This is a genomic window from Streptomyces sp. AC627_RSS907 (assembly GCF_019049165.1).
In genome coordinates this window covers 1-19881 of sequence record NZ_JAGMUE010000115.1, presented here as the reverse complement: position 1 = coordinate 19881, position 19881 = coordinate 1, and the positions used below count along the sequence as shown (strand labels likewise).

Below are 19881 nucleotides of genomic sequence, written 5' to 3'. Positions count from 1 at the left end.
CCCGGCCCCGGCGCCACCGACCGGCGGAGACGGAACCCGCGGCCCGTCCGGCACTTGGGGATGGGCCCGCCCGGACCGACCGCGCCGGGGCCGCGCTCCCCGGCCCCGGCGCGGTCGGACCAGCGGAGACGGAACGCACGGCCCGTCCGGCGTTTGAGGACGAGGCCGTCCAGGCCGACCGGGGCCCGGGGGCGCGGCCCCGGGGCGTCCGTCACGAGGCACCGCACGGGGGAACGCGCAACCGCCGGAGGCCCAAGCAAGCGCTTAGAAAGTTGCGGCCCATGTCACACCCCCGCACCCGTGACCCAGCCCCTACGTCCGGGTAACTTCCCAACCAGCGCCGCCCGCCCACCGTCGTACCGACCCGCCACTGGAGCCGTGATGCCCGAAGCCGTGATCGTCTCAGCCGCCCGCTCCCCCATCGGCCGCGCCTTCAAGGGCTCCCTGAAGGACCTGCGCCCCGACGACCTGGCCGCCACGATCATCCAGGCCGCCGTCGCCAAGGTCCCCGAGCTGGACCCGAAGGACATCGACGACCTGATGCTCGGATGCGGCCTGCCCGGCGGCGAGCAGGGCAACAACCTCGGCCGGATCGTCGCCGTCGAGATGGGCATGGACCACCTGCCCGGCTGCACCGTCACCCGGTACTGCTCCTCGTCCCTGCAGACCTCCCGCATGGCCCTGCACGCCATCAAGGCCGGCGAGGGCGACGTGTTCATCTCGGCCGGCGTCGAGATGGTCTCCCGGTTCGCCAAGGGCAACTCCGACAGCCTGCCGGACACCCGCAACCCCCTCTTCGCCGAGGCGGAGGCCCGTACCGCAGAGGTCGCGCAGCAGGAGGGCACCACCTGGCACGACCCGCGCGAGGACGGCCTCGTTCCCGACCCCTACATCGCGATGGGCCAGACCGCCGAGAACCTCGCCCGTTGGAAGGGCGTCACCCGGCAGGAGATGGACGAGTTCGGCGTCCGCTCGCAGAACCTCGCCGAGGAGGCCATCAAGAACGGCTTCTGGGAGCGCGAGATCACCCCGGTGACCCTCCCCGACGGCACCGTCGTCTCCAAGGACGACGGCCCCCGCGCCGGTGTCACCCTGGAGGGCGTGGCGGGCCTCAAGCCCGTCTTCCGCCCCGACGGCCTGGTCACCGCCGGCAACTGCTGCCCGCTCAACGACGGCGCCGCCGCCCTTGTGATCATGAGCGACACCAAGGCCCGCGAGCTGGGCCTGACGCCGCTGGCCCGCATCGTCTCCACCGGCGTGTCCGGCCTGTCCCCCGAGATCATGGGCCTGGGCCCCGTCGAGGCGAGCAAGCAGGCCCTGTCCCGCGCCGGGCTGACCATCGACGACATCGACCTGGTCGAGATCAACGAGGCGTTCGCCGCGCAGGTCATCCCCTCCTACCAGGACCTGGGCATCCCGCTGGAGAAGCTGAACGTCAACGGTGGCGCCATCGCCGTCGGCCACCCCTTCGGCATGACCGGCGCCCGCATCACCGGCACGCTCATCAACTCCCTCCAGTGGCACGACAAGCAGTTCGGCCTGGAGACGATGTGCGTCGGCGGCGGCCAGGGCATGGCCATGGTCATCGAGCGCCTGAGCTGACCGGCGCCCCGCCGGACGGCCGCCCGGACGACCGTCGGTAGCGGCGGACGGACCCAGCGTGACAGTGCGGCCCGGAGCCCCGGCCACCCCAGGGTTCTGGGCCGTTTTGTGACCCAATCTCCCCCAGGATGTGACCTACCTCTCCCGTATCCTGGATCCACGCAGGTCAGACCAGCCCCACCCCCACCGTCCAGGCCCAAGGTCCTGTCCGTTTCGTGACGTTACGCACTGACAGACGGTTAGTCCTCCCTTCAAGCTGATGTAGGAAGTCGGGGGTCGACTTTGAACCGGGAGTACGTCAGTGAGCGCCATGCCCATCGCCCTGCTGCTCACCACGGCCGCCACCGGCGCCGTGGGCGTCGCCGTTCTGCGCGCCGTGCTGGTGCTGCGCCGCCAGGTGGCGGCCCTGCGCACCGAGCTGGCCGAGAGCCGTGCCGCCGCCACGCGGGGCCGTGTGCCCGCCGCGCGCACCACCGCCGACGCCGACGAGATACGCGCCGCCGTCGCCGAGGCGCTCGCCGAGGAGCGGGAGCGGGAACTCGCCGAGGCACGGGCCTTCTGGGCCGCCCAGGAGTCGCGGGACGTCTCCGACGCACCCCTGCTGCTCGGCCTGTCCGACAGCGAGCTGTTCCTGCCGCGCCAGGCCGACTTCGTGGGCCTGGAGCCGGTGGTGGAGCCGGGGACGGACACCGACGAGCCGACCCCCACGGACTCCGCCCACGGAGGCCCCGGCGGTCACGGCAATCACGGCAATCACGGCGGTCACAGCGGCCCCCGGGACTCCGCGGAGCTCGCCGCCGCCCGCCGACGGCACCCCTCGCACCCGGACTTCGTGCCGAACCCGTCGCCGGCCGTGGGCGACCACGAGCGCACCGTCGCCACTCTTGAGGAGCTCGCCGAGTCGAGCGTCGCGCTCACCGACGTCCGCCCGGGCCCGTTGGGCACGCTCGACGTGTACGTCTTCGCCGACGGGACCACCCTCTGCATGACCCCGGGCCACCGCGAGACCGCGGAACGCCTGGCCGCCGCGCTGGGCGCGGGCAAGACGCCCTACCTGCTCGGCGGCTCGGGGATCTCCGGCGCCTACACGCTGACCTTCGCCTGCGGCGAGGAGAACGTGTACATCCTGGCGGACCGCGTGATCGCGTCCCTGTAGTTCCCCGGGTGGTCCCCCGCGTGCGCCGGAGGCCGCCGGGCGCTCACACCCCGGCCCGCTTGCGCGCCTCCTCCACCAGCACCACCGCTTCCTCGACCTGGCCCTCGTCCCGCAGGACGAGGGCCAGGTCGTGCGCGGCGACGGCGATCTGGTCGGCGGCGGCGAACATCCCCGCGTCCGGCATCTGCCTGGGCTCCGCGTCCGGTTCCTCCACGAGCTGGGCACGCCGGGACAACTCCCTGGCCAGCGCCAGGGCCTCGGCGGCGGCCCCGCGTTGCAGCCGGCTCTGCGGAGCGGCGCGCAGGCGGTCGGCGAAGTCGTCCACGGCACGGGTCAAAGGCGTCGTATCAACCACGGCGCGAGCGTACGCGGCCGTACGGGACTGTTGCCAACGGGCGAACGCTCAGGCACGGTGACCTGAAGGACCGGCTTACCTCCCCATTCGTCCGGAGGCGCCGATGTCCCACGTCTTCTCCGAGGAGACCCATCGCAACCTGCTCGCCCGTATCCCTCACTGCACCGGTCGTGAGATCTCCGACTGGCTGCGCGCCGTCGAGGACGGCCCCTCCCTCTTCCGTTTCGAGGAGAAGGTCAGCTGGCTCCGCCACGAGCACAACCTGGCCTACGGCCACGCCAAGGCGATCGTCCGCGAGTACGACCTGAGGAGGGCCGCGCGCAGGCTGCTCTGAGCGTGCCCGCGGTTCCGGCCGTCCGCACCCCTGCCCGTCCACCCGTCCACCCGTCCACCCGTCACACGACGACGAAGGGCCCCGGGCGTGTCGCCCGGGGCCCTCCACGCGTCGCGCCGAGGTGCGGCGCGACGTGTCAGCCGTACTAGTCGCTGCTGTTGAGGATCGAGATGAGCCGCAGGAACTCGAGGTAGATCCACACCAGCGTCAGCGTGAGGCCGAAGGCGGCGAGCCAGGCCTCCTCGCGCGGGGCCCCGTAGGCGAGGCCGTCCTCGACCTGCTTGAAGTCCAGGGCGAGGAAGCAGGCGCCGAGGATGATGCCGACGACACCGAAGACGACACCGAGCGCGCCGCTGCGGAAGCCGAGGCCGTCACCGCCGCCGAACACGGCGAACAGCAGGTTCACCGCCATCAGGAGGACGAAGCCGAGCGCGGCCGCCATCACGAAGCCGTAGAAGCGGCGGTTGACGCGGATCCAGCCGGCCTTGTACGCGATCAGCACACCGGCGAAGACCGCCATCGTGCCGATCACGGCCTGCATGGCCGCGCCGTCGGCGATCCGGTTGTCGACGACGCTGGAGACGACGCCGAGGAAGACACCCTCGAACGCCGCGTAGAGCAGGATCAGCGCCGGCGAGGCCTTGCGCTTGAAGGACTGGACGAAGCCCAGGACCATACCGATCAGCGCGGCACCGACGGCGATGCCGTAGGAGCGGTTGATGTTGGCGTTGTCCACGGGCAGCAGCGCCCACGCGAGCGCGGCCGTCACCACGAGCACACCGAGCGTGGTCGCCGTCCGCAGGACGACGTCGTCCATCGTCATCCGGCCGGGGGTGGCCGGCGCCTGCGGCGGCGCGCCGTGCTGCAGGTCCTGCTGGGCGTACGGGTTCTGGGCGTAGGGGTTGCCGGCGGGCTGGGCGTACGGAGCGCCCTGCGCGTACGGGTTGCCCTGCGTGGCGACGGCGGGACCCCCGGCCTGCGGCGCGGCGTTGAAGCCCGCGTAGCCGTTGTCGCGGCTGAACCCCCGTCGCGAGAAGACCGGGTTTCTGCTCCTCATTTCACTCCTCCATGGCCACACTGCGCAGCCTTGGCTCAAGAGTAATAGAACGGCAAAGGAATGACCCTACTGCTTGGGGAGGATCTTTCCCTCGCACTTGCGGACAACACGCTACGCGGATCAGTGATTCCCCTCACGGCTGGGGCGTACGCCGGTCCGCGCGCGGTCCGGGCGCCGGTCCGTGTGCGCTCACCCGATCGGGGGGCGGTGCGGGCCTCGGCATCGGAGGTATCGGTGCGGGCCCCGGCATCGGAGATCGGTACGGGCCTCGGCGAGGTCGGCTCCGGCGGGGCCGGTCACGATGACGCGGACGGTGCCGCGACGCATCGGTCGTCCCGGTGGAGGACGCACGGGGACGAAGACGTCGGAAGTGCCCGGAGCCGGACTTGAACCGGCACGCCCGCGAAGGGGCAGCGAGGTTTAAGCTCGCCGTGTCTGCATTCCACCATCCGGGCAGGCCATGGGCTCCGCTTCGAGTGCCTTGAGCCTATCGGGGCACACCCGCGAACCGGAGGCGAGCGGACCGATGTTGTCTTATTTTATTGGCACCTGAGGGGGCATCAGCTCCCGGGGTCGGGCCGTCCACACATGACCACAGCCTTGCTCGCGCTGCTCGGCCATGCATGCGGAATGACGGAATTTCACCGTCTCAACAGGACGCCCGCCCCGTTCTCGCACCGCACGGGCCGCGGCGGCTCCGTCAGGGGCGCCCGTCATCCTCAGGTAGTACACGGGGCCGGGACGTCCGACCGGAGTCGCCCCTGGGAACCGGAACTGCGGCTGACTACACGGCGCCCGGTGGCCGGAAGGATGGACGACGTCCCCGAGCACACGCCGTACCGACAGGAGCACCTTCCCGTGACCACCGCACCCATCGCCGACCGGTCCACCGCCGTGGCCGCACGCGCCACGGAACTTTCCAAGATCTACGGCCAGGGTGAGACCCAGGTGGTCGCCCTGGACCGCGTCTCCGTCGACTTCCGGCAGGCCGAGTTCACCGCGATCATGGGCCCCTCCGGCTCCGGCAAGTCCACCCTGATGCACTGCGTCGCCGGGCTGGACACCTTCTCCTCCGGCTCGGTGCGCATCGGCGACACCGAACTGGGCTCCCTGAAGGACAGGCAGCTGACGAAGCTGCGCCGGGACAAGATCGGCTTCATCTTCCAGGCGTTCAACCTGCTGCCGACGCTGACCGCGCTGGAGAACATCACCCTCCCGATGGACATCGCGGGCCGCAAGCCGGACAAGCAGTGGCTGGACTCCGTGATCCAGATGGTCGGGCTGTCGGGACGTCTCGGTCACCGCCCCTCCCAGCTCTCCGGCGGTCAGCAGCAGCGCGTGGCCGTGGCCCGGGCGCTGGCCTCCCGGCCGGAGATCATCTTCGGTGACGAGCCGACCGGAAACCTCGACTCCCGTTCCGGTGCCGAGGTGCTGGGCTTCCTGCGCAACTCGGTGCGTGAGCTGGGGCAGACGGTCGTGATGGTCACCCACGACCCGGTGGCGGCCGCGTACGCGGACCGGGTGGTCTTCCTCGCCGACGGCCGCATCGTCGACGAGGTGTACGGGCCGACGGCCGACTCGGTGCTGGACCGCATGAAGCGGTTCGACGCCAAGGGCCGCACCAGCTGACGTCCCGCCCGCCCCTCCCCCGTACGTCTGGACAGAGAAGACCCATGTTCCGTACCGCCTTGCGCAACGTTCTCGCGCACAAGGCCAGGTTGTTGATGACCGTGCTCGCCGTGATGCTCGGCGTGGCGTTCGTGTCGGGCACCCTGGTCTTCACCAACACCATCACCGACGCCCTGGAGAGCAGCTCCGCCAAGGGGTTCGACCAGGTCGACGTCGCCGTGACGACCGAGTACCAGGACGCCGAGGGCGACAAGGTCGGCAAGGCTCCCGAACTGACGCAGGCACTCCTCGACGACAGCGCGAAGGTGCCCGGCGCGGCCTCCGCGATCGGCGTCGTCTCCGGCTTCACCGCCGTCGCCGACAAGGACGGCGACCTGATAGGCGACGGCTGGAGCACGAAGGGCGGCAACTACTGGGGGGCCGAGGACCCCCGGTACCCCCTGGTCGACGGGCGGGCCCCGAAGGGCGAGGGCGAGATCCTCATCGACTCCAGGACCGCCGAGCGCACCGGCTACGGCGTCGGCGACACCGTGCGGATGTCCGTCGAGGGCCCGGTCCTCACCCCGAAGGTCACCGGCGTCTTCACCACCGACGACGGCAACGTCGCGGCCGGCGGCAGCCTCACCCTGTTCGACACGGCGACCGCGCAGAAGCTGTTCGGCAAGGCGGGCACGTACGACGAGATCGACGTCACGGCGAAGGCCGGTGTCACGCAGGCCGCGCTGAAGGCGCAGTTGGACAGGGTGCTGCCGAAGGACCTCGTCGAGACCACCACCGGCCAGGAGCTGGCCGACGACCAGGCGAAGATGATCTCCTCGCAGATGGGCAGCATGAAGCAGGGGCTGCTGGTGTTCGCCGGCATCGCGCTGTTCGTCGGTACGTTCATCATCGCCAACACCTTCACGATGCTGGTCGCCCAGCGCACCAGGGAACTGGCGCTGATGCGCGCGGTCGGCGCCTCCCGCCGGCAGGTCACGCGGTCGGTGCTGATCGAGGCGTTCGTGGTGGGCGTGGTCGCCGCGGTGACCGGTCTGCTCGCGGGCATCGGCATCGGGGCCGGGATGCGCTCCCTGATGGGCTCGATGGGCGCGGTCGTGCCCGACGGGCCGCTGGTGATCTCACCCGGCACGATCGTCACGGCCCTCGCGGTCGGTGTCCTGGTCACCATGCTGGCGGCGTGGCTGCCGGGCCGCCGGGCGGCGAAGATCCCGCCGGTCGCGGCGATGAACAGCGTGCACGCCAAGGCCACGACCAAGTCGCTGGTGCTGCGCAACACGCTGGGCGCGCTGGTCTCGGCCGCCGGCGTCGCGGTCGTCCTCGCGGCGACCACGATGAGCGGCTCCGACGGGCAGGCCCCGATGGGCATGGGCGCGGTGCTGCTGATCATCGGCGTGTTCATCCTGACCCCGCTGCTGTCCCGCCCGCTGATCGCCGCCGCCGCGCCCGTGCTGCGCGTGTTCGGCGTCTCGGGCAAGCTGGCCCGGCAGAACTCGGTGCGCAACCCGCGCCGCACCGCCGCCACCGCCTCGGCGCTGATGATCGGCCTCACCCTGATCACCGGCATGACGGTGATGGCGGGCAGCCTGCAGAAGTCGATCGACAAGATGGCGTCGGCGTCCATCAAGGCCGACTACGTGGTCTCCATGGCCAACGGCAACCAGCTCTCCCCGGACGTCGCCGGAAAGCTGGCCAAGGCCGACGGGGTCACCGCCGTCAGCCCGCTGCGCAACGCGGAGTCCCGCATCGACGGGGAGACCGAGTACCTCACCGGAGTCACCGGTTCCGTGATCGGCGAGCTGACCGACCTGAAGGTCGAGCAGGGCGCCTTCGAGGTCGGCGGCACGAACGTCGTCGTGGACGCCGACACCGCGAAGGACCACGGCTGGAAGGCCGGCTCCGCCTTCACCGCCGCCTACGAGGACGGCGCGAAGCAGCAGCTGAGGGTCGCTGGTGTCTACGAGGGCAACGACATGATCAGCGGCATCATGGTCGACCTCCCCAACGTCGCCCCGCACCAGTTGGACCCGGTCGACATGCAGGTGATGGTGAAGATGTCCGACGGGGCCTCCTCGGCCGCGAAGGACAGCCTGGTGAAGGCGCTGGACACCAACCCGGCGATCAAGATCCAGGACAAGCAGGACATCTCCAACGAGACGGCGAAGATGTTCACGCTGATGCTGAACATGCTCTACGGCCTGCTGGCCATGGCGGTGATCGTGGCCGTCCTCGGTGTCATCAACACCCTGGCCATGTCGGTCTTCGAGCGCTCCCAGGAAATCGGGATGCTGCGGGCGATCGGCCTGGACCGCAAGGGCATCAAGCGGATGGTCCGCCTGGAGTCCCTGGTGATCTCCCTCTTCGGCGGGGTGCTCGGTATCGGCCTGGGCGTGTTCTTCGGCTGGGCGGCCGGTGAGCTGATGGGCGCGACGATGCCGACGTACGAGCTGGTCCTGCCCTGGGGCCGGATGGGCGTCTTCCTGCTGCTGGCCGCGGTGGTGGGTGTTCTGGCGGCGCTCTGGCCGGCCCGCCGGGCGGCGCGCCTGAACATGCTCCAGGCCATCAAGGCGGAGTAGCCGCCGGTACGGACGGAGGAGGAGGGCCCCGTTCCCGGGTGGGAGCGGGGCCCTCGGGCGTCCGGGGCCCCGGCGTTCCGAGTTCCCCGCGTCCGCACGGCGCCCGCTCAGTTCCAGGTACGGGTGCGCAGCGGCAGGCCTGAGCCGCCCGCGTCGGGGGTCTTCACGGCGAGGATCTGGTTGACGCCGATGCGGTTGCGCTCGAAGGAGAGCGCGGAGGCGGCCATGTACAGGCGCCACACACGGGCGCGGCCGGGGCTGACCAGCCGCGTGGCCGTCGCCCAGTCGGACTCCAGGTTGGCGATCCAGCGGCGCAGGGTGAGCGCGTAGTGCTCGCGGATCGACTCCACGTCGCGCACCTCGAACCCGGCGCGCTCCAACTGGGTCACGGTGGTGCCGACGGGGGCGAGTTCGCCGTCGGGGAAGACGTAGGAGTCGATGAACTCGTCGACGCTGTAGGTGGTCTCGTCGCGCTGGGGGCGGCGGGCGATCTGGTGGTTGAGCAGCCGTCCGCCGGGCCTGAGGAGCCTGAACAGGTCGACGGCGTACTCCAGGTACCGCTTGGCGCCGACGTGCTCGGCCATGCCGATGGAGGAGATGGCGTCGTACGGCCCGTCGGCGACGTCCCGGTAGTCCTGGACGCGGATCTCCACCCGGTCGGTGAGCCCTTCGTCGGCGACGCGCTTGCGGGCGTACGCGGCCTGCTCCTGGGACAGCGTGACACCGACGACGCTCACGCCGTGCTCACGCGCCGCGTGGATCGCCATGGAACCCCAGCCGCAGCCGACGTCGAGAAGGCGCCGGCCGGGGCTCAGGCCGAGCTTGCGGCTGACCAGTTCGAGCTTGTCGAGCTGGGCGCCCTCCAGGGTGCCGCCCTCGGACTCGGGGGCCGGCCAGTAGGCGCAGGAGTACACCATGGACGGGCCGAGGACGAGTTCGTAGAAGTCGTTGCCGACGTCGTAGTGGTGGCTGATGGCTCGTCTGTCGCTGCGCTTGGTGTGCAGGTGGCCGCGGACCCGGCGGACCTCCTCCGGTGGCGGGGCGGGCGGCAGCGGCGGGCCGGCGAGCTTGACCAGGCCGCGCACGGCGGCCCGGACCTCCGGGTCACGGAGGGCCTCGACGAGGCCCCGGGCGTCCTCGCCGCGCTCCCAGATGAGTCCGGCGAGCAGGTCGAGGGCGGTGAAGAGGTCGCCGTCGATGTCGAGGTCCCCGGCCACCCAGGCGCGCGCCAGGCCGAGTTCGCCCGGCTTGAACAGCAGGCGGCGCAGGGCCCTGCGGTGGCGGACGACGAGGGTGGGCGCGCCCGGCGGACCCGCCTGCGAACCGTCCCAGGCGCGGATACGCACCGGGAGGGGTGCCCCCAGCAACTGTTCGAAGAGGCTCTGCAGCCGCAGCGCGGCGTCAGCCATGGCGTACCTCCGTGACGAGCTATCCCGGAATGTCCAGCACCCACGTAAACACCCTGGAGCCCGCCGTACAGTCCTCGGCACGCGTTACGAGTGAGCAAAGTACTTGTACACACCACGGGTTTTGTCGCCCTGTCGGCGCAACCCCGGGGAAGCGGCGCGGGAGGGGTGTGACGCGGGGCCGCACGAGGGACGACGCGCGGTCGACGCGCCGGGCGTGAGACAGGCGCGGGGCGCGGACGGCACGAGACGTGGTGGGGTGCCCAGCACCCCGGGGCGGTGTGCGAGCACGGCGCACGCTGAGGCGCGGGGCGCGGGCGGCGCGGGAAGCGGTGGGCGGCGCGAGACGTGGTGGGGTGCCCAGCGCCCCGGGCGGTGTGCGGCACGGCGCACGGTGACACGCGGTGTGCGGGCACGGCGCACGGTGACGCGCGGGGCGCGGGCAAGGCCAAGGGGCCGCCCGCACCACGGATGGCAGGCGGCCCCTTCGGGCTGCTACGGCTGGAGGCGACCGGAGGTCAGGAGGCCTTGGCCTTCTCCTCGGCCTTCGCCGGCTGCTCGCCCTTGTCGGCGGCCTTCGGCGCGGCGGCCGGCGCCGGCTTGGCGGCCTCGTAGAACTCCTCGCGCGGGGTCTCCATCGCGCCGAGGGAGACGACCTCGCGCTTGAGGAACATACCGAGCGTCCAGTCCGCGAAGACGCGGATCTTGCGGTTCCAGGTCGGCATCGCGAGACCGTGGTAGCCGCGGTGCATGTACCAGGCGAGACGTCCCTTGAGCTTGATCTTCATCTTGCCCATGACGATCATCGCGACGCCCTTGTGCAGGCCGAGGCCCGCCACCGCGCCCTTGTTGGCGTGGCTGTACTCCTTCTGCGGGAAGCCCCGCATGCCGGAGACCACGTTGTCGCCGAGGACCTTGGCCTGGCGCAGCGCGTGCTGGGCGTTCGGCGGGCACCAGGCGTTCTCGTTGCCCGCCCTGCGGCCGACCAGGTCCGGCACCTGGGCGTTGTCGCCCGCGGCCCAGATGTAGTCGGTGCCCTTGACCTGGAGGGTCGCCTCGGTGTCGACGTGGCCGCGGGGGCCCAGCGGCAGACCGAAGCGCGCGAGCGCCGGGTTCGGCTTGACGCCGGCCGTCCACACGATGGTGTTGGAGTCGACCTCCAGGCCGTTCTTCAGCACCACGTGGCCGTCGACGCAGGAGTCCATGGAGGTGGACAGGTAGATCTCGACGCCCCGGCCCTCGAGGTGCTCCTTGCCGTACTGGCCGAGCTTGGGTCCGACCTCGGGAAGGATCTTGTCGGCGGCGTCGACGAGGACGAAGCGCATGTCCTCGCGGGAGACGTTCTTGTAGTACTTGGCCGCGTCGCGGGCCATGTCCTCGACCTCACCGATGGTCTCCGCGCCGGCGAAACCGCCGCCGATGAAGACGAAGGTGAGCGCCTTGCGGCGGATCTCCTCGTCGGTGGTGGAGTCGGCCTTGTCCAGCTGCTCCAGGACGTGGTTGCGCAGGCCGATGGACTCCTCGATGCCCTTCATGCCGATGCCCTGCTCGGCGAGGCCGGGGATCGGGAAGGTGCGGGAGACCGCGCCCATGGCGATGACCAGGTAGTCGAACGGCAGCTCGTACGCCTCGCCCACCAGGGGGGCGATCGTGGCGACCTTGCGGTCCTGGTCGATGGTGGTGACCCGGCCGGTGAGGACCTCCGCCTTGGGAAGCACGCGCCGCAGGGGGACGACGACGTGCCGCGGGGAGATGCTGCCGGCGGCGGCTTCGGGGAGGAAGGGCTGGTAGGTCATGTACGACCGCGGGTCGACGACGGTGACGGTCGCCTCGCCGTAACGCATCTTCTTCTGGATGCGTCGAGCTGCGTACAGGCCTACGTACCCACCGCCTACTACGAGGATCCTGGGACGCTCCGTGGTGCTCATGCCATCGAGTATCCACCCGGCCCAGGGGGGTGGTTCGTGCGCCCCTTCACAAGCTCATGTAAGGGCTGTGTTACCATCCGCCATCCACGTGACGGAGGTCATGGTGAGGAAGGGAACCAGATCCCCCCGCACTCCGTTGTCAATGCCGCGTGAGCTGCCCCTTGGCGCCGCCGGGGGCGGTGAACCACTCTCCCCGGCCCCCTGTCGGACACCCCTTCCGGGCACCGTCCTGAACACGTTCAAAGGGCCGTTGAACCCCCAAAAGGGTCAACCGGCCCCCTCGCGTCGCCCGCCCGGGCCCAATTCCTTGTGAAGAACTTCACGAAGTTTTCCGACGGGATGTCACCGGGGGGCCCTCGCGGGCCCCCCGTGGCCGCTCAAACGGCGTCCGGCCTGCTCAGACCACGACCGCGGACCGCTACGCCACCGACCACGCGATGCCGTCGAGGATGTCGTGCTCGCTCACGACGACCTCCTCCGCGCCCGTGCGTTCCATGACCGAGAGCAGCACGAGGGCTCCGGCGGCGATCACGTCGACACGGCCCGGGTGCAGGGAGGGCACCGCGGCGCGCTCGGCGTGGGTGGAGCGCAGCAGCCAGTCCGTGATCTCGCGGACCCGGTCGCGGGAGACCCGCGAGTGGTGGATGGCGGCCGAGTCGTAGGCGGGCAGTTCCTGGGCGATCGCGGACACCGACGTCACCGAGCCCGCCAGCCCCACCAGCGTGCGCGCCTCGCGCAGCGGCACGGTCTCCTCGGCCAGGTCGAGGGCCGCCGCTATGTCGGCCCGCATCGCCGCGACCTGCTCCGGCGACGGCGGGTCGGTGACCACCCCGTCGCGCACCAGGTGCCGCTCGGTCATCCGCACACAGCCGACGTCCACCGAGCGGGCCGCGCGCACGTGGTCGTCGCCGACGACGAACTCGGTGGAGCCGCCGCCGATGTCCACGACCAGGTAGGGCTTGTCCAGGTGGTCCCGCCCCGCCAGCTCCCTGGTGGCGCCGGTGAACGAGAACTCGGCCTCCTGGTCGCCGGAGATGACCTCCGGCTCCACACCGAGGATGTCGAGCACCCCGCGTACGAAGTCCTGCCGGTTCTCCGCGTCCCGGGAGGCGGACGTCGCCACGAAGCGCAGCCGCTCCACGCCGTGCGCCGTGACGACGTCGGCGTACTCGCGGCAGGCGGCGAAGGTCCGCTCCAGGGCCTCGGGCGCCAGCCGCCCGGTGCGGTCGACGCCCTGGCCGAGCCGCACGATGGTCATGCGGCGGTCCAGGTCGGTCAGCTCACCGGTGGCCGGGTCGGCGTCGGCGACCAGCAGCCGGATGGAGTTCGTACCGCAGTCGACTGCGGCGACACGGGTCACTTGCCGTCCTCCTCGTCCGTGAGGTCCGTGAGGTCCGAGGGGTCCGTGAGGTCCGAGGGGTCCGTGAGGTTCCGGGGGGACACGCACGGCCCCTTGCGCCACCACTCCGGCAGCATCGCGATCGCCTCGTCGCCCAGCGGGTTGACGCCCGGCCCGGCGGCCAGCGAGTGGGCGACCAGCACGTGCAGGCACTTGACCCGGTCGGGCATGCCGCCCGCGCTCGGGAAGCCGGTCAGCTCCTCGATCTCGTCGCGGCGCCGGATGTAGTCCTCGTGCGCGGCCCGGTAGGCGGCGGCCAGCTCCGGGTCGGTGGCCAGTCGCTCGGTCATCTCCTTCATCACGCCGTTCGCCTCCAGCGTGCCGATGGCGGAGGCCGCCTTCGGGCACGTCAGGTAGTACAGCGTGGGGAAGGGCGTGCCGTCGGGCAGCCGCGGTGCCGTCTCCACGACGTCCGGCTGTCCGCAGGGGCAGCGGTGCGCGATGGCGCGCAGACCGCGCGGGGGGCGCCCGAGCTGCTGCTTGAACGCCTCGACGTCCGCTTCGGTGGGCTCGGTGCGCTCGGTGGTCGGCGGGGGAGTCTGCATGGCTGTCTTCTGCTGGTCTTCCTGTTGAGTCACTGCCGGCGGGCGGCGTCGGCCTTGTCGACCGCGGCCCAGACGTTGCGGTACCAGGGGCGGTCCGCGGCGCCGACGTCGGTGCGCGCCTGCTTGGCCGCGTCCGGGTCGATGACGACGAACCCCGTCTCCCCCGGCATCACGTAGTGCAACCGCAGCCGGATCTGCTGCTCGGCGAAGGCGTCGTCCTGCCAGCGTGCCTTGAGGTCGCGCAGGTCCTCGACCCGCTGCCGGGTCGCCTCCCGCTCCTGCCGGAGGTCGGCGATCTCGGCGCGCTGGGCGACGTACTGCCGTATCGGGTAGGCGAGCGCCACGACGAGCGAGCAGAGCACCATCGCCAGCAGCGCGGCCCGGCCGGTCAGCCGGGAGCGGCGGGCCTGGCGCTTGGTCTGCGAGCGGTAGACCCGGGCCGCGGTCTGCTCCCCGATGATCCGGATCCTGGTCGCGGTGGAGAAGCGGTCCCGGCCCGTCACGGAGCCTCACCTCGCGTGCCCACGCCGGCTGCCTCGCCGCCCGGCCGGGGGTCCGGGGGTCGTCCCCCGGGACAGCACAGCACCGCCATGTCCCCGCCTCCCGTTCGCCTTCATGCCTCGTCACGGCCGTCATACGCGCGTACGTCCCCGCACACGGTACGGGACCGGGTACGGGGACGTACGGACGACGCTGCCTACTGTGTCAGCCCTTGAAGCGCGGGAACGCGCTGCGGCCGGCGTACACCGCCGCGTCGTCGAGGATCTCCTCGATGCGCAGCAGCTGGTTGTACTTGGCGACGCGCTCGGAGCGGGCCGGTGCGCCGGTCTTGATCTGGCCGCAGTTGGTGGCGACGGCCAGGTCGGCGATGGTGACGTCCTCGGTCTCGCCGGAGCGGTGGGACATCATGCACTTGAAGCCGTTGCGCTGGGCGAGCTCGACGGCGTCCAGGGTCTCGGTCAGCGAACCGATCTGGTTGACCTTGACCAGCAGGGCGTTGGCGGCGCCCTCCTCGATGCCGCGGGCCAGGCGCTCCGGGTTGGTGACGAACAGGTCGTCGCCGACGAGCTGGACCTTGTCACCGAGCTTGTCGGTGATGGTCTTCCAGCCCTCCCAGTCGTCCTCGAACAGCGGGTCCTCGATGGAGACCAGCGGGTACGCGTCGACGAGCTCCGCGTAGTACTCGGTCATCTCGGCGGCGGAGCGCTCCTTGCCCTCGAAGGTGTAGGAGCCGTCCTTGTAGAACTCGGACGCGGCGACGTCGAGCGCGAGGGCGATCTGCTCGCCGGGGGTGTAGCCGGCCTCCTTGATCGCCTCGAGGATGAGGTCGAGGGCCTCGCGGTTGGAGCCGAGGTTCGGGGCGAAGCCGCCCTCGTCGCCGAGGCCGGTGGCCAGGCCCTTGTTCTTCAGGACCTTCTTCAGGGTGTGGTAGATCTCGGCGCCCCAGCGCAGGGCCTCGGAGAAGGACTCCGCGCCGATCGGGGCGATCATGAACTCCTGGATGTCCACGTTGGAGTCGGCGTGCGAGCCGCCGTTCAGGATGTTCATCATCGGCACCGGCAGCAGGTGCGCGTTCGGGCCGCCCAGGTAGCGGAAGAGCGGCAGGTCGCTGGCCTCGGAGGCGGCGTGGGCGACGGCGAGCGAGACGCCGAGGATGGCGTTGGCGCCGAGCGAGCCCTTGTTGTCGGTGGCGTCGAGGTCGAACATCGCCTGGTCGATCAGGCGCTGCTCGGTGGCGTCGTAGCCGACGAGCTCCGGGCCGATCTGCTCGATGACGGCCAGGACGGCCTTCTCGACGCCCTTGCCCAGGTAACGGTTGGCATCGCCGTCACGGAGTTCGATGGCCTCGAAGGCGCCGGTGGAGGCACCGGACGGCACGGCGGCACGACCCGTGCTGCCGTCGTCGAGGCCGACCTCGACCTCGACCGTGGGGTTGCCTCGGGAGTCCAGGATTTCCCGGGCTACGACGACGTCGATGGACGGCACGAGCATCTCCTTCTTCAATGTGACGCTTCGGTGTGACGCGGGTCCGCAGGACCGCAGCGGCTCTGCGGGACGAGCCTAACCGGCTCCGGGCGATCGGCCAGCCGGTCGCCCACCCGATGGACAGAACCGAGAGTAAATTGTTTCCGAACGGAACAAAGACGTCCGCGGAAACGGAGGCGGAATCGGGGAGCGAAGCGGGACGGGAGCGGGGCCCAGGAGCGGCGGCGGGGGCGGAACGTGAAAATCCCGTCCCGGCGCGTACGGGGGAACACGCACCGGGACGGGAGCAAGGGGGCCGCCGCTTACTTCAGGTGCAGCTGCTGGCCCGGGTAGATCAGGTCGGCGTCGTCGACGATGTCGTCGTTCAGCTGGAACAGCTTCGCCCAGCCACCCTTGACGTCGTGCGCCTCGGCGATCGAGCTGAGGGTGTCGCCCTCGACGACCTTGTACTCGCCGTCACCCTTCTCGACCTTCTTGCCGGTCGGGGTGGTGACGGTCTCCTTCTTGGCCGCCGGACGCTCGGCGGAGCGGGAGGCCTTCTGCTCGGTGGAACGCTCGGTGGAGCCACCGCTCTGGCTCTGCGCGCTCTCGGAGCCGCCGGAGTCGGAGCCCTGCGAGGAACCGCTGTCCTGGGTCCCTCCCGAGCCGCCACCGGTGTACGCGGCGTTCGACAGGCCGGTGCCGCAGACCGGCCAGGCACCCTTGCCCTGACCGGCGAGCACCTTCTCGGCGACCGCGATCTGCTGCGCCTTGGTGGCCTGGTCGGCGGTGGCGGCGTACTGCGTACCGCCGTAGGCGGCCCAGGTGGAGGCGGAGAACTGCAGGCCGCCGTAGTAGCCGTTGCCGGTGTTGATGGACCAGTTGCCGCCGGACTCGCACTGGGCGACGGTGTCCCACTCGGACGCGGTGGCGGCGGAGGCGTTGCCGGCCGCCATCAGCGGGGCGGCGACGGCCGCGCCGGTGACACCGGCGACGGCGATGACACGGGTGGCCTTGGACGGACGACGGTGCTTGCCCTTGCCGGAGAACAGCATGGATCGATCCCCTCACCGACGCCTGCGAGGTGAGCTGTCGGGTTCGGGCCGGTTGAGTTGCCCGGCCGGGTTCCTCACGGAACTCGGCTCCACCCCTAGCCGCTCCGGTCAACTGCCCGGTGCGGCACCTACCTTGGGTCCCCCGCTCCTGCCTTCGGCGCTCGACGCGACGACTGTTCCCGGACGGCCGCTGGCAGGATTCGGCGTTGCGGCAACCGGGGCCCGCGGTGGCGAGCGGTCATGACCGTAGGCACGCGCTCCGCGGTTTTTCAAAGACGATCACGGCTTCTGAGACCTATCTCTCACGAGATCCAAAACGGACATACGCCCCCGAACCGTGACGCGAACTCCCCCTACTTCTCGACCGGTTCGCCCGTGACCGTAAGGGTCTGACCGGGCAGGATGTGGTCCGGGTCGTCGCCGACGACCGTCTTGTTGCCGGCGTACAGCGAGTGCCATCCGCCGTCGATCTCAAGGGAGTCGGCGATGCCCCAGAGACTGTCACCGGAACGGACGGTGTAGGAGCCGTCCACGACCTCCCGCGCGCCACCCTCGCCGCGCGAGGCGTGCCGGCCCGACGACCCAGCCGTACGGCCGTCCGCCGTCCCCTCGTCGGCACTGCCGCCGCGGTGCCGGCCCGAACCGGAGTCCCCGGTGTCGGTGAGCCCCGAAGTGCCGCCCTCCTGCCCCGCCTTGCCCGTCTCCCCGTCCTCGGGCGTGGCCGTGGACGAACCGCCGGACCCGCGCCGGTCGGTGCGCGCCGTGGAATCGGATTCGGTGGATGTGTCGGACTTGGCCGGTTCGTCCTCCGTGGCCGACGAGGAGTCAGGAGTCGGCGGGGCGGAAGAGGAAGGCGACGTGCCGGACGTCGGCTCCGTCGTCCCGGCCGGACCGGAGGAGCCGGAGACACCGGACGGTTCCGGCGATTCGGCCGACTCGGGGGCGGTCGACGTCCCCGAGGTGTCCGACCCCTTCGACGGGCCGTCACCCGTCGCCGCCGTACCGCTGTCCGCGGGCACCCGGTCGTCGCCCAGCCCCGAGAGCACGGCGCAGGTCGGCCAGGCGGCGATGCCCTGGGCCGCGTGGATCTTCTCGGCGACTCTTATCTGCTGGGCGCGACTGGCCTGGTCGGCGCTCGGCGCGTACGCCAGACCGCCGTACTGCTCCCATGCCTCCTGGGACAGCTGCAGGCCGCCGTAGTACCCGTTGCCGCTGTTCTGGCTCCAGGCTCCGCCGGTCTCGCACTCGGCGACCCGGTCCCAGTTCACCCCGTCGGCCGCGTGGGCGCCGGTGGCGCCGAGGAGGGGGATCGCGATGGCGGAGCCGGTCACTCCGGCGGCGACGACCAGGGCGGGAGCCTGGCGGGGGCGGCGGTGACGACCGTTCCCGGAGAGCATGCGACGACCTTTCACGAGACGACGTGGGCCACGCGGTGGACGATGCTCCCCACCACGCTGATCCGTGAACGTATAGGCAGATGATCGCCTGTCACAAGTTCATCCCGCACAGATCACGTGAAGATCACAGAGTTGAGCGCGTGTCACTTTTGCGTCGCCGGGCCACCCTTGTCGGCCGATGACGTGCCCGGTGTGAAGGAGACGGGCAGGGTGCGCAGACCGCGCATGATGAGTCCGCCGCGCCAGCGCAGCTCGGCCGGTTCCGCGGCGAGGCGCAGGTCCGGGAGGCGGGTGAGGAGCGTGGCGAGCGCCGTCTGCCCCTCCAGCCGGGCGAGCGGGGCGCCGAGGCAGTAGTGGATGCCGTGGCCGTACCCGAGGTGCTGGCTGTCCCGGCGCGCGAGGTCCAGGGTGTCCGGGTCCGTGAACCGCTCCGGGTCCCGGTCGGCGGCGGCGAGGACGACGAGGACGGGGTCGCCCGCCGCGATGTCCCGTCCGCCGATGGTGAGCGGCCGGGTGGCGAAGCGCCAGGTGGCCATCTCCACCGGACCGTCGTAGCGCAGGAGTTCCTCGACCCCGGTCTCCAGCAGGCCGCGTTCGCCGGCGGCGAGGGACGTCTGCAGGCGGGCCCGCTGCCCGGGGTGGGTGAGCAGGGCGTACAGGCCGTTGCCGATGAGGTTGACCGTGGTCTCGAACCCTGCGAAGAGCAGGATGAAGGCCATGGCCGCGGCCTCGTTCTCGGTGAGGTGCTCGCCGTGGTCGGAGGCGCGGATGAGGCCGGAGATGAGGTCCTCGCCGGGGCCGGGCTCGGGCGGCAGCGCGGCACGCTTGCGGTGGATGAGGTCGGCGAGGTAGCCGCGCATCTTCTTCACCGACCGTGCGACCCCGCCCCGCGGGCCGCCCCCGTGCCGGATCATCATGCCCGCCCAGTCCCGGAAGTCGTCCTGGTCCTCGCGGGGGACGCCGAGCAGGTCGCAGATGGCGTAGATGGGCAGCGGGAAGGCGAACTCGTGGATCAGGTCGGCGGACCCCGTGCCGGCGAACCGGTCGATCAGGTCGTCGGCGAGTTCCTGCACCCGTGGCGCGAACTCGGCCACCCGGCGGGGCGTGAACGCCTTGCTGACCAGTCGCCGCAGCCGGGTGTGGTCCGGCGGGTCGATGTTCAGCAGGTGGGTCATCAACTCGGCCTTCCGCTCGCCCGGAATGCCGGTCTTGCCCTTGGCATGCGCGGGCTCGTCGTGGTGCGCCGGGTTCTTGGACAGCCGCGGGTCGGCCAGGGCCTGCCTGGCGTCGGCGTACCGGGTGACCAGCCAGGCCTCCACCCCGCTGGGCAGCCGCGTCCGGTGCACGGGGGCGTGCTCGCGCAGCCAGGCGTAGGCGGGATAGGGGTCGGCAGCGAACTCCCAGGTGAAGAGCGCGGGGGCGGGTCCGCCGGCGCCGGGGCCACCGGGGGTGGGATCACCGGTCTCACCGGGTTCGGGGC

16 protein-coding genes, 1 tRNA gene and 1 riboswitch are annotated in these 19881 nt (G+C 71.2%); of the genes, 5 read left to right on the top strand and 12 right to left on the bottom strand.

Going from position 1 to position 19881, the window contains the following annotated elements; genetic code table 11:
• Window positions 1–381: 381 nt before the first annotated feature.
• Complete coding sequence (locus KUM32_RS25210) at window positions 382–1602, top strand: acetyl-CoA C-acetyltransferase (protein ID WP_217144242.1); 1221 nt, start codon at window positions 382–384, stop codon at window positions 1600–1602.
• 301 nt (window positions 1603–1903) lie between these two features.
• Window positions 1904–2758 carry a hypothetical protein gene (locus KUM32_RS25205; protein WP_217144241.1) on the top strand — a complete coding sequence of 285 codons (855 nt, stop codon included), beginning with the start codon at window positions 1904–1906 and terminating at the stop codon, window positions 2756–2758.
• 43 nt (window positions 2759–2801) lie between these two features.
• Here the strand turns inward: KUM32_RS25205 and KUM32_RS25200 are convergent, their stop codons facing one another.
• A complete protein-coding gene (locus KUM32_RS25200) occupies window positions 2802–3113 on the bottom strand; it encodes a hypothetical protein (RefSeq protein ID WP_217144240.1) in 312 nt (103 codons plus the stop codon).
• 103 nt (window positions 3114–3216) lie between these two features.
• On the opposite strand from KUM32_RS25200, the gene KUM32_RS25195 reads away from it, so the two are divergent.
• Window positions 3217–3447, top strand: a complete 231-nt coding sequence (locus KUM32_RS25195) for a DUF4287 domain-containing protein (RefSeq protein ID WP_217144239.1) — start codon at window positions 3217–3219, stop codon at window positions 3445–3447.
• A gap of 145 nt (window positions 3448–3592) precedes the next feature.
• Here the strand turns inward: KUM32_RS25195 and KUM32_RS25190 are convergent, their stop codons facing one another.
• Both KUM32_RS25190 and KUM32_RS25185 read right to left on the bottom strand, forming a co-directional pair.
• A complete protein-coding gene (locus tag KUM32_RS25190) occupies window positions 3593–4504 on the bottom strand; it encodes a Bax inhibitor-1/YccA family protein (protein ID WP_217144238.1) in 912 nt (303 codons plus the stop codon).
• A gap of 371 nt (window positions 4505–4875) precedes the next feature.
• A tRNA-Leu gene (locus KUM32_RS25185) sits at window positions 4876–4959 on the bottom strand.
• 403 nt (window positions 4960–5362) lie between these two features.
• Between KUM32_RS25185 and KUM32_RS25180 the strand changes: the two genes are divergently transcribed.
• The gene (locus KUM32_RS25180; protein WP_217144237.1) at window positions 5363–6133 is read left to right on the top strand and encodes an ABC transporter ATP-binding protein; all 771 of its coding nucleotides are present in this window, start codon (window positions 5363–5365) and stop codon (window positions 6131–6133) included.
• 44 nt (window positions 6134–6177) lie between these two features.
• On the top strand, window positions 6178–8706 hold the full coding sequence (locus KUM32_RS25175) for an ABC transporter permease (protein WP_217144236.1): 2529 nt from the start codon (window positions 6178–6180) through the stop codon (window positions 8704–8706).
• A gap of 107 nt (window positions 8707–8813) precedes the next feature.
• Here the strand turns inward: KUM32_RS25175 and KUM32_RS25170 are convergent, their stop codons facing one another.
• The 9 genes from KUM32_RS25170 to KUM32_RS25130 all read right to left on the bottom strand — a co-directional run.
• On the bottom strand, window positions 8814–10115 hold the full coding sequence (locus KUM32_RS25170; RefSeq protein ID WP_217144235.1) for a class I SAM-dependent methyltransferase: 1302 nt from the start codon (window positions 10113–10115) through the stop codon (window positions 8814–8816).
• Window positions 10116–10630: 515 nt separating this feature from the next.
• Window positions 10631–12040, bottom strand: coding sequence for an NAD(P)/FAD-dependent oxidoreductase (locus KUM32_RS25165; protein WP_217144234.1), 1410 nt, complete (start codon window positions 12038–12040; stop codon window positions 10631–10633).
• Between the two features lie 418 nt (window positions 12041–12458).
• Window positions 12459–13400: a Ppx/GppA phosphatase family protein gene (locus KUM32_RS25160; protein ID WP_217144233.1), complete on the bottom strand. Its 942-nt coding sequence runs from the start codon at window positions 13398–13400 to the stop codon at window positions 12459–12461.
• On the bottom strand, window positions 13397–13984 hold the full coding sequence (locus KUM32_RS25155; protein WP_254406095.1) for a DUF501 domain-containing protein: 588 nt from the start codon (window positions 13982–13984) through the stop codon (window positions 13397–13399). The genes KUM32_RS25160 and KUM32_RS25155 overlap by 4 nt, the downstream gene beginning before the upstream one ends.
• Window positions 13985–14013: 29 nt before the next feature.
• Window positions 14014–14487 carry a septum formation initiator family protein gene (locus KUM32_RS25150; protein WP_217144232.1) on the bottom strand — a complete coding sequence of 158 codons (474 nt, stop codon included), beginning with the start codon at window positions 14485–14487 and terminating at the stop codon, window positions 14014–14016.
• 202 nt (window positions 14488–14689) lie between these two features.
• A complete protein-coding gene (eno, locus tag KUM32_RS25145; RefSeq protein ID WP_217144231.1) occupies window positions 14690–15970 on the bottom strand; it encodes a phosphopyruvate hydratase in 1281 nt (426 codons plus the stop codon).
• Window positions 15971–16272: 302 nt separating this feature from the next.
• Window positions 16273–17004, bottom strand: coding sequence for a transglycosylase family protein (locus tag KUM32_RS25140; RefSeq protein ID WP_217144230.1), 732 nt, complete (start codon window positions 17002–17004; stop codon window positions 16273–16275).
• 4 nt (window positions 17005–17008) lie between these two features.
• Window positions 17009–17174: riboswitch (cyclic di-AMP (ydaO/yuaA leader) on the bottom strand.
• A gap of 183 nt (window positions 17175–17357) precedes the next feature.
• A complete protein-coding gene (locus KUM32_RS25135) occupies window positions 17358–18401 on the bottom strand; it encodes a transglycosylase family protein (protein ID WP_217144229.1) in 1044 nt (347 codons plus the stop codon).
• A 143-nt stretch (window positions 18402–18544) separates the two neighbouring features.
• Window positions 18545–19881: cytochrome P450 (locus tag KUM32_RS25130; RefSeq protein ID WP_254406093.1), on the bottom strand; the 1337-nt coding region annotated here is incomplete at its 5' end.